Genomic DNA, 8,817 nt, shown 5'->3' with positions numbered 1-8,817 from the left:
GGGCCTCGGCGTGGCGGGTGGCCCCGGGGGCGGGGGGGCCCCGCGGCGGCCCGCCCCCCCCCACCCCTCCGCCGTTTCCGGCGAGTGCCCTGTCAGCCGTGCGAGACGTTCAGACCGTAGAAGGCGACCCGCGCCCCCTTCGTGGTGCTCTGCGAGGACGACTGGTTGTACGAGCCGGCCTTGAAGTACTGCTTGTACGGGAAGAACGACGACGGGATCGCGTAGTGCGTGGTGCTGCCGTTGACGGTGAGGTCGATGGTGTTCCCGCCGGAGACGGCGATCGTGTAGGTCCAGGTCTTGCCGACCGCCACGTGCCCCACCGTGTGGGTCGTCTGCCCGCCGGACGGCGCGTTCTCGGTACCGACGACGATGTCGCCGCTCGCGCGGTAGTACAGCTCCACGAGGGGCTTGGTGGACGATCCGCCGGAGCCGAGGTGGATCTGCCCGACGCACACGTTGGAGGTGACCGACACCACCCGCAGCGTCGCGCTCAGCCGGTGGCTGCCGCTCAGCGACCAGTCCGCCGCGCCGCCGCCGCGGTTCATCTCCCGCAGTTCGGAGCGGGCGTAGGAGGAGTTGGGCGTCGTGACGCCCTTCTCGGGCGCCCAGAACGTCATGGCGCCGTCACGGGTGTCGGTGTAGAAGTACGCGTCCTGGAAGCCGTTCGCCCCCTGCAACCGGGCGGAGGAGATGGTGGTGGGCGAGCCCGGCGAGCCCACGGGCTCCTGGAGCTGCCAGACCGACAGGTCGAAGTTGCCGCCGGGCGCGACGTTCGGGTCGGCGGCACCGGCGCTGGAGGTGCCCAGAACGGTGGCCGCGACGACGAGGCCCGCGACCGCGGACGCCGTCAGGAGCCGAGGAGGGGCGGCACGTCCGGTACGGACAGCAAGAGTTCGGGTACGTGGTCGCTTGTTCATCATGACGGTCACGGCCTTTCGTCTGGTCGGGTGGAGCAGACGGTGGGGGGAGCCGAGGTTCACATGGGTGAACGTTGAGTTCACCTGTGAACTTCGCGTGTGCCGTGACGCTAAAGGTCTGCACCAGCTCCGTCAAGAGGTCGCGCGCCCACCGCAGTTGAGCGCGGCCAAGACGTACGGGCGGCGGCGCCGCGCGAGGGCCTGCGACCCGTTAGCCCGAGCAGGAAGCCGGCCGGAATGGTGATCAGCCCCGGTGTCTGGAGCGGGAACCAGCGGACGTCATGACCGGGGAAGACCGCGAACGGCGTGCCCGACACCGCCGGCGACCCCGCGAGCAGCAGCACGACGAGCGGAAGGGTCCCGTAGACGGTCCGGCGCACCCCGGTCGCGGAGTGGCCCGGCAGGAAGAGCGCGTACAGCAGCACCGGGGCGAGCACCGAGGCCGCGACGGTGAACGACAAGGAGATCAGCGTCAGTCTGCCGCGGTCCCCGAGGAACGCCGACACGACGACGGCGACCGCGCCGACCAGCACGATCCCCAACCGCGCCCTGCGGATCTCCCCGGCGGCCGAACGGCCCCCGTGCGCGGGCCGGCCTCCGAAGTCACGGGCCAGACTGGAGGCGGCCGCCAGCGTAATGCCCGCGACGGCCGCGAGGGTGGTGGCGAAAACGGCGCAGGCGACCGTCGCGAACAGCATGCTGTGCCGGGGACCCCCGGCGACCGGGTCGAGCGCGCCGGTCACCATGAGCAGAGCGGTCGCTCCCCCGGGGTCGGCGGCCCGCACCGGACCCCGGCCCAGCAGGGCGCACGCGCCCAGCCCGGCCACCACAACCCCGGCACACACCACCGCGACCGGGCCGACCGCCCAGGCGACGGCACGCCGCGCCGTGCGGGCGTCCGCGACCGGATGGAGCCTCATGGTGATGTGCGGCAGACAGGCGGCACCGATCAGGAGCGTGGCCTCGAACCCGATCAGGTCGAGGCGCCCGGCGAGGGAGCGGCCGAAGTGGAGCCCGGGCCGCGCGTAGTCGGCGCCCGCTCCCGAGTGATCCCGGGCGGCGCCGAAGAGTGCCGGTGGTGACCATCCGTACCGGGCAAGGACGATCCCGGCCAGAAGCAGCAGGGCGGTGAGCACGACACCGACCTTCAGAATCTGTACGTACCCGACTCCGCGCATCCCGCCGAACGCGGCGTAGCAGACCATCAGGATGCCTCCGGCGACGGTGCACCCGGTGAGCGCGCCGTCCGGGAGCCCGAACATCGCCGCCATGATGCGTCCGGCGGTGGAGAGCTGCACCAGGAGCAGCGGGGTCAGCACGACGAGCGAGGCAATGCCGAGGGCGCGGCGCACGGACGGGTCTCCCAGCCGGTCGGCGAGGAAGTCCCCGAGGGTGAACACCCCTTTCCTGCGCAGGGGTTCACCCAGGAACCGCATCATCAGAAAGAGCGAGACGACGGTGGCGCAGGCGAACAGGATGCCGTCCGCCCCGTCGAGGGCGACCGCGCCGGTGGTGCTGAGCAGGGTGGCCGCGGAGATGTAGTCACCCGCGACAGCCAGCCCGCCCCCGACGGGTCCGAAGGCCGCGCCGCCGCCCGCGTAGAAGTGCTCGGGGTCGTCCAGATCGGCCGCCGCCAGACCGCACAGCAGCAGCGACACGGCGACGAAGCCGAGGAAGACCATGACGGCGAGCGACTCCCCGTCGCCCACGCCGCTCACCGGCACCCCTCGAACAGCGCCGACACGCACGGGCATGCCCGTACGCCCGGGACCGGAGATGACAGAGGGACGGGAAGAACGGGATGTGGGCGAGCTGCGGGAGACATGCCCGGCATGGCATCAGCCGCGCCGGAGCGCGTACAGAGGGCCGCGCGTACGGGTGGCGGCCGCACAGCGATCACGAGGCGGGACTGTGCGGAGGCACACCGCGTTGATCCATTGGGATGATTCACGGGCGCGGCGGGGTGAACTACGGGACGGTATCCGCCGCTCGGCCGACTCCCGGCCCCTCGCGGTCACTAGCGTGGCTCCCTGTGTCGATGAGCTATGCCTTTGTGAACCTGAAACCCGGAGTGGGCAAGACGACGAGCGCGGTGTGGCTGGCTCACGCGCTGCACGAGTCGGGCTGCTCACCCCTCCTGGTGGACTCCGACCCCGCGTCCTCGGCGCTGCGGTGGAGCGAACTGGCGGGAGGCTTCCCCTTCCCCGTGGTCTCCCTCCCGGTGGGCGACGTGCACCGGCGCGTCAACGACTTCATCGGCAACCGGGAAGCCGTGGTGTTCGACGCCCCGCAGATGGAGGATCACGCCCACATCGCCCGGAGCGTCATGCGGTACGCGAGCGAGTGGATCGTGCCGGTGACCCCCTCCCCCATCGAGCTGGACCGCATGGCGCCGATCGGCCGCGAGATGGGCGACGTCCAGTCCCTGCGGCCCCGGCCGGCCCGTTCCGCCGTCCTGCTGAACCGTACGAACCGTCCGGACGCCACCCGCACCGGTCCGGACGCCGACGCCCGCGAAGCCCTCAGTGAGCGCGGCTTCGACGTGCTGTCCACCCACATTCCCCGACTCGACCTGTATTCCCAGTCGTTCGGCAGCCCCGTCACGGTCAAGGGGTCGGCGTACATGGATCTCGCGGACGAGCTGATCAAGCGTCAGGACACGATTTGAATCCTCCCCCCTCCTATCGAGAGGGGATTCCTGGCTCACGTCGGCTGCGGACCGGCGGCCCGACAGCTCTTACACGATCGGCACCAGCCGGGTTGAGACCAGCCCGGACAAGCATCACGCGGGCGGAGTTCTTGTCCCTGGGGGACGCATCTCCGCACGTGGTGCAGACGTAGGTTCGTTCCGAGAGAGGTAGCGCGTGCTTGGTTCTCGCTCCGCACTGCGCGCAGTCCATGGTGGTGTGCGCGGGATTGACGAGGTACAGCTCACGACCGTGTTTGCGGGCCATGTGGATCAGCGCCTGCTTCGTCGCGCCGATCGCCGCATCTGCTGCCTTGCGGGCCATCGTGGACTTGGCGAGGAACTTCGGCCGAAAGTCCTCGACAGCGAGGCGGTCGTGGTCACGGACAACCTTCTTCGCCCATTTACGGGCAGCGTCTTCGCGCTGCCGGGCAACCTTTTTGTGGAGCTTCGCCGTTTGCCGCTTCGCCCGACTGTGGCCCTTCGACGCGGGCTGGCCGTGTGTGGGTTTCCGGCGGGCCATCTGACGCTGGTAACGCGCCAAGCGCTGCGCGGCGTTCCTGCCGTGCCGGGCGTGAGGCAAGTCATGTTCGTTCGAAGTGGTGGTCGCAGTCTCGGTCACGCCCCAGTCGATGCCGATGTCCAGTCCGGTAGACGGCAACAACTCGATGCCGATTGTCACGACGAACGTGGCGTACCAATGTCCGAGGTTGTCGCGATGGACGCGCACGGAGGACGGGGTACTCGGCAGAGCGCGCGACCAGACCAGAACCAGGACGATCCCGCCCGCGAGGTGCAGCCGTCCGTCTTTCAGACGGAAGCCGCGCTGTGTGTAGTTCAGCGACGGGTTGGCGGCGTGCTTCTTCTTGTACCTCGGCAGCCCGGCACGCCTGTGCTGCGGCAGCCCGTCCTTGATGTCCTTCAAAGCCTTGGCGCGGGACTTTCCGTAGTCACGTATCGCCTGCTGCTGAGGCACCGAACTGCCCTCGCGCAGCCACGCGTTCGCCGAGCGAGCCTCGGTCAGCATCTTGTCCAGACGCGCCGGGCCACACTTCTCGTTTTCGATGTAGGCCTTCTTGGAGCGGGCGCAGCACTCGTTCCAGACCCACCGGCACCTCGCCCACTCCGCCTCCAGTGCGCCGCGGGCGGTCGACGACACACGCAGACGATAGGTGTACCGGGCGCACCCAACGCCTTTCGTCTGTCCTGCCGTCGGCTCCATGACGTCGAATCTAGAATAACGCTGCGTCATCAGGCAAACACAGGAGCAGGGTGGGCGACGAGACTCATCGCCGGTCAACCGGCAGAGGACGCATCGTTCTGATGGCACTCTCGCGCACCCTGCTCTGCTCCACAGGATCCAAGTCTTCTCCCATCAGGCGAGAGAAATACCCCACCCCGACCCCGTTGCCGGGCATCCTCCGAGGAATCAGATGAACCAGCGCAAGGACACCTACCGGGCCGCTCTGCAACGGGAGCCGGACGCCGCCGCGCCCCGTCACGCCAAGGTCGCACGGCTGGACACGCGATACGTCCGGGTGACGATCGAGCTGGACCCGGCGCTGCCCGACGAGCTGGCACGCTGGGTGGGACCGCCCGTGTCCGCGCTCCTGCGCGTCGGCGCCGCCGCGCTGCGTCCGCTGACGGGCACGCCCTAGGCCCGACAGCCGGGCCCGGTGCCGTGGCGGAGGTCAGCTCTCCATCGGGTGGCCGCCGTCGCCCTCGACGACGACCCGGTCCACGCCCGGCTCCTCGCCCCTCTCGACCATCGTCAGGTCGATCCGGCCGTCACCCGTGGTGTCGAACTGGTAGAGATCGGCCTTGCCGTCTCCCGTGGTGTCGGTCATCCAGACGTCGGTCTTCCCGTCACCGTTGGTGTCGGCGCTGAGCACGACGTGATGCTCGTCGCCCTGGGTCTCGATCGTTTCTTCCGTACCGTCATTCGTCTCCATGACGGCCGGTTGCCCCGGTCGACCCGGGCAAAACAATGACCCGCTCGGCCTGCGGCGGGAGTGGCCTCACCTGTAAGGCAGGATGGACGTCATGACCGAGATCCGCACCCCCCGCCTCCTCCTCCGCCGCTGGTACGACGACGACCTCGCCCCCATGGCGGACATCAACGCGGACCCCGCGGTCATGCGCTGGATCGGCGACGGTTCGGTCCGCGACCTGGACGCCACCGCCGAGGAGATGGAGCGGTGGGAGGACGAATGGGACGACGAGGGCTTCGGCATCTTCGCCGTCGAGCTGCTGGCCTCGGGCGAACTGGCCGGGATCGCGGGGCTGTCGGTGCCCGAGTTCCTGCCCGAGGTCCTGCCCGCCGTGGCGATCAGCTACCGGTTCGGCACCTCGTTCTGGGGCCAGGGCTACGCGTCCGAAGCCGCCCACGCCACCCTGGAGTTCGCCCTCCAGGACCGTGGTCTCGACCGGGTGATCAGCATCAACCACGTGAGCAATCAGGCCTCGTTGGACATCGTCCACAAGCTCGGCATGAAGCCGGAGCGGGAGACCGTCCACCCGGAGTTCGGTTACCCGCTGACCGTCCACGCCATCGATCTCACCGAATTCCAGGCATGATCATCCCGATCGAGGCGTGATGCCCGCTGGCGGCGCTTGAGGGCGGCTCGTGGTGTTTGAGGGCTGCTCGTGGTGCTTGGGGCCTGCTCGCGGCGGGTGAGGGCGGGTCGCGGCGCGGGAGGGCTGGTCGTGGGATGTGAGGGCCGGTCGCGGCGCGTGACCTGCTCCGGCGGGGCTCAGCCGGACTCCGGTGATGTGGGCGTGCCGTCCGGCCCCAGGGGTCGGCCGGGCGGGGTACGGCGGAAGGTCTCGGCGATCGCGGTGTTCGCGACCACGACGACCGCCATGACCACGGCTCCCAGGGGATGCCCCACTCCGTACACCGCGGCCGCGCCGCCTCCCAGTACCACCGCTTTGACGAGGAGAACGACGGGCAGCCCGGGCCTCAGTCGTGCCTTCGGCGCGGCGAACAGCGCCCAGAGCACGACGGCCGTCAGGGGCGCCCCGAGGCCGAGCAGGATGTGGAGCGACCGGCTGTCGCCGACGGTGAATCCCCACCAGCTCAGACAGGCGAGCGCGGCGAGCTCCACCAAGAACGCCAGGACTTCGTTGGCCGCGACCCACGGCCGCTCGGCGTACAGGTTTGTGCCGGGGTCCGTGGTCATGAAGTCCTCTCGGTGTGCGCGGGCGGCCGGCATGGCGCGCACGCGGCGCAGATGGGCGGCCGGTGTGGCGTGCACGCGGGAACACTACTGCCCCGCGCGGCAGTTGACTCAGGAGTCATGGTCGCCGCGCGGTCCCTCCGGGGCTCCGGCGCCCCCGTTTCGTCCGGACGAGGAAGAGCGGTGATCACAGGATGAAGGCGGTCCGGTTCCACGAGTACGGCGGGATCGACGTGCTGCGGGTGGAGGAGGTGGAGCGTCCGAAGCCCGGCCCCGGGGAGGTGCTCGTCGAGGTCCGCGCGGCCGGGATCCAGCCCGGAGAGGCGATGATCCGCGAGGGGGCGCGGCACGGACGCTGGCCGGCGGCTTTCCCCTCCGGGCAGGGCAGCGATCTGGCCGGTGTCGTGGTGGAGGCCGGTCCTCAGGTGCGCGGCTTCGCGGTGGGTGACGAGGTCCTGGGCTTCACGCACGGCAGGGCGAGCCACGCGGAGTTCGTCGTGGTGGAGGACGTGAAGCTGGTCTCGCGTCCGAAGGGGCTGTCCTGGGAGGTGGCCGGCTCGTTGTACGTGGCCGGCACGACCGCGTACGCCTCCGTGTTCGCGGTGGACCCCGGACCGGCCGACACCGTCGTGGTCTCCGGTGCGGCCGGCGGCGTCGGATCTCTCGCCGTGCAGCTCGCGCGGCTGCGCGGTGCCACGGTGATCGGGCTGGCGAGTGAGCGGAACCACGCCTGGCTGAAGGAGCGGGGGGTCGTTCCGGTCCGCTACGGCGAGGGCGCGGCCGAACGGATCCGGCAGGCCTCGGGCGGGACGGTGGACGCGTTCATCGACACGTTCGGCGACGGCTACGTCGATCTGGCCGTGGAGTTGGGCGTGCGGCCCGAGCGGATCAACACGATCCGCGACTGGGAGGCGGCGGCACGGGTCGGCGCGCACACGTACGGCGAGGGCGCGGCGGCCAGCGCGGTCGTGGTCGGTGAACTGGCCCGGCTCGCGGCGCGCGGAGAGCTGGAGGTGCCGATCGCCCGCACGTACCCGCTGGAACGGGTCCGGGAGGCGTTCCGCGAGCTGGAGCTGCGGCAGACCCACGGGAAGATCGTGCTCCTGCCCTGAGACCACGTCTCTCGGACCCGTCTCTCGGTCGGACCCGCCCAGCGCGTTCGCCGTCAGTCGGCGGGCTTCTCCCAGACCGAGACGTGCTTTCGGCTCTCACTCGTGAAGGGTTCCCGTGTCCAGTCGTCCCATCGCTCGCGCAGTCGCAGGCCGGCGAGCTGCGCCATCAGGTCGAGTTCGGACGGCCACACGTACCTGAAGGGGATCGACCGGTACTCGCCGCGGCCGTCGACGACCTCGACGTAGTTCGAACTCGTCGCCTGGGTGGCGACGTCGTAGATGTCGAACGCCCACCGTGTGGGGCTCACGTGGAAGGGCACGACGTTCTGCCCCGCCGGGAGTCTGCGCAGTTCGGGGATGATCACCTCGACGACAAAGGAGCCTCCGGGCTCCAGGTGGGCCGCCACGTTGCGGAAGCACGCCACCTGCTCCTCCTGCGTCGTGAGATTCATGATCGTGTTGAAGACCAGATAGGCGACGGAGAAGGTCCCGTCCACCTTCGTCGTGGCGAAGTCACCGATCGTGACGTCGATCGCGTCACCGTCCGGCTTGGCGCGCAGCCGGGCGACCATCGCTCGTGAGAGGTCGATGCCGTGGACCGGGACTCCGCGTCGTAGCAGCGGCAACGCGACGCGTCCCGTCCCGATGCCCAGCTCAAGGGCCCTTCCTCCGGCGGCCAGTTCCGCCAGGAAGTCGGCCGTCGTGTCGATGACGCCGGGTTCGAACATGTCCCCTGACGACTCGTCGTAGGTTGCCGCGGTCCGCTCTCCGAAGTATCCATCCGCTTCGTCCATCGCCAGACCGTACTGGGGCAACTCTTCGCGGCGCGCGGCAATTTGGGGGCGTGCATGGTCGCGAACTCGCGGCGGCATACCGATGGCGGGCTCACGACCGCGGTCCGATGGCGAGCTCACGCCCGCGGT

At 69.9% G+C, this 8,817-nt stretch carries 10 protein-coding genes; 4 read left to right on the top strand and 6 right to left on the bottom strand.

Going from position 1 to position 8,817, the window contains the following annotated elements; translation table 11 throughout:
* Window positions 1-92: 92 nt before the first annotated feature.
* On the bottom strand, window positions 93-917 hold the full coding sequence (locus ACFRIC_RS07405) for a polysaccharide lyase family 7 protein (protein ID WP_382780864.1): 825 nt from the start codon (window positions 915-917) through the stop codon (window positions 93-95).
* A 110-nt stretch (window positions 918-1,027) separates the two neighbouring features.
* A complete protein-coding gene (locus ACFRIC_RS07400; RefSeq protein WP_382780754.1) occupies window positions 1,028-2,635 on the bottom strand; it encodes a cation acetate symporter in 1,608 nt (535 codons plus the stop codon).
* 320 nt (window positions 2,636-2,955) lie between these two features.
* On the opposite strand from ACFRIC_RS07400, the gene ACFRIC_RS07395 reads away from it, so the two are divergent.
* The gene (locus tag ACFRIC_RS07395) at window positions 2,956-3,585 is read left to right on the top strand and encodes an AAA family ATPase (RefSeq protein WP_382780751.1); all 630 of its coding nucleotides are present in this window, start codon (window positions 2,956-2,958) and stop codon (window positions 3,583-3,585) included.
* A 13-nt stretch (window positions 3,586-3,598) separates the two neighbouring features.
* Here ACFRIC_RS07395 and ACFRIC_RS07390 read toward each other — a convergent pair whose 3' ends face one another.
* Window positions 3,599-4,825, bottom strand: a complete 1,227-nt coding sequence (locus tag ACFRIC_RS07390; protein WP_382780861.1) for an RNA-guided endonuclease InsQ/TnpB family protein — start codon at window positions 4,823-4,825, stop codon at window positions 3,599-3,601.
* A gap of 211 nt (window positions 4,826-5,036) precedes the next feature.
* Between ACFRIC_RS07390 and ACFRIC_RS07385 the strand changes: the two genes are divergently transcribed.
* Entirely contained in the window at window positions 5,037-5,261 is a 225-nt protein-coding gene (locus tag ACFRIC_RS07385) for a hypothetical protein (RefSeq protein ID WP_382780749.1), read from the top strand.
* 33 nt (window positions 5,262-5,294) lie between these two features.
* On the opposite strand, the gene ACFRIC_RS07380 is transcribed toward ACFRIC_RS07385, so the two are convergent.
* Window positions 5,295-5,555 (bottom strand): hypothetical protein, encoded by a 261-nt coding sequence (locus ACFRIC_RS07380; protein ID WP_382780746.1) that lies wholly within the window; start codon window positions 5,553-5,555, stop codon window positions 5,295-5,297.
* A gap of 91 nt (window positions 5,556-5,646) precedes the next feature.
* Between ACFRIC_RS07380 and ACFRIC_RS07375 the strand changes: the two genes are divergently transcribed.
* Window positions 5,647-6,180, top strand: coding sequence for a GNAT family N-acetyltransferase (locus ACFRIC_RS07375; protein ID WP_382780743.1), 534 nt, complete (start codon window positions 5,647-5,649; stop codon window positions 6,178-6,180).
* Between the two features lie 176 nt (window positions 6,181-6,356).
* Here ACFRIC_RS07375 and ACFRIC_RS07370 read toward each other — a convergent pair whose 3' ends face one another.
* Complete coding sequence (locus tag ACFRIC_RS07370) at window positions 6,357-6,860, bottom strand: YrdB family protein (RefSeq protein WP_382780740.1); 504 nt, start codon at window positions 6,858-6,860, stop codon at window positions 6,357-6,359.
* Between the two features lie 116 nt (window positions 6,861-6,976).
* On the opposite strand from ACFRIC_RS07370, the gene ACFRIC_RS07365 reads away from it, so the two are divergent.
* Window positions 6,977-7,894, top strand: a complete 918-nt coding sequence (locus ACFRIC_RS07365; protein WP_382780737.1) for an NADP-dependent oxidoreductase — start codon at window positions 6,977-6,979, stop codon at window positions 7,892-7,894.
* Window positions 7,895-7,947: 53 nt separating this feature from the next.
* On the opposite strand, the gene ACFRIC_RS07360 is transcribed toward ACFRIC_RS07365, so the two are convergent.
* Window positions 7,948-8,688 carry a class I SAM-dependent DNA methyltransferase gene (locus ACFRIC_RS07360; RefSeq protein WP_382780735.1) on the bottom strand — a complete coding sequence of 247 codons (741 nt, stop codon included), beginning with the start codon at window positions 8,686-8,688 and terminating at the stop codon, window positions 7,948-7,950.
* Between the last annotated feature and the right edge of the window lie 129 nt (window positions 8,689-8,817).

It is taken from the genome of Streptomyces sp. NPDC056738, assembly GCF_042790435.1.
GTDB lineage: Bacteria > Actinomycetota > Actinomycetes > Streptomycetales > Streptomycetaceae > Streptomyces.
This window is presented reverse-complemented; position numbering and strand designations above follow the sequence as displayed.

What these genes read in the sequence shown, in the direction of transcription:
- ACFRIC_RS07395 (WP_382780751.1), top strand. Translation starts at nt 2,956, where the DNA reads ATGAGCTATGCCTTTGTGAACCTGAAACCCGGAGTGGGCAAGACGACG.
- ACFRIC_RS07390 (WP_382780861.1), bottom strand. Translation starts at nt 4,825, where the DNA reads ATGGAGCCGACGGCAGGACAGACGAAAGGCGTTGGGTGCGCCCGGTAC.
- ACFRIC_RS07375 (WP_382780743.1), top strand. Translation starts at nt 5,647, where the DNA reads ATGACCGAGATCCGCACCCCCCGCCTCCTCCTCCGCCGCTGGTACGAC.
- ACFRIC_RS07365 (WP_382780737.1), top strand. Translation starts at nt 6,977, where the DNA reads ATGAAGGCGGTCCGGTTCCACGAGTACGGCGGGATCGACGTGCTGCGG.
- ACFRIC_RS07385 (WP_382780749.1), top strand. Translation starts at nt 5,037, where the DNA reads ATGAACCAGCGCAAGGACACCTACCGGGCCGCTCTGCAACGGGAGCCG.
- ACFRIC_RS07405 (WP_382780864.1), bottom strand. Translation starts at nt 917, where the DNA reads ATGAACAAGCGACCACGTACCCGAACTCTTGCTGTCCGTACCGGACGT.
- ACFRIC_RS07360 (WP_382780735.1), bottom strand. Translation starts at nt 8,688, where the DNA reads ATGGACGAAGCGGATGGATACTTCGGAGAGCGGACCGCGGCAACCTAC.
- ACFRIC_RS07380 (WP_382780746.1), bottom strand. Translation starts at nt 5,555, where the DNA reads ATGGAGACGAATGACGGTACGGAAGAAACGATCGAGACCCAGGGCGAC.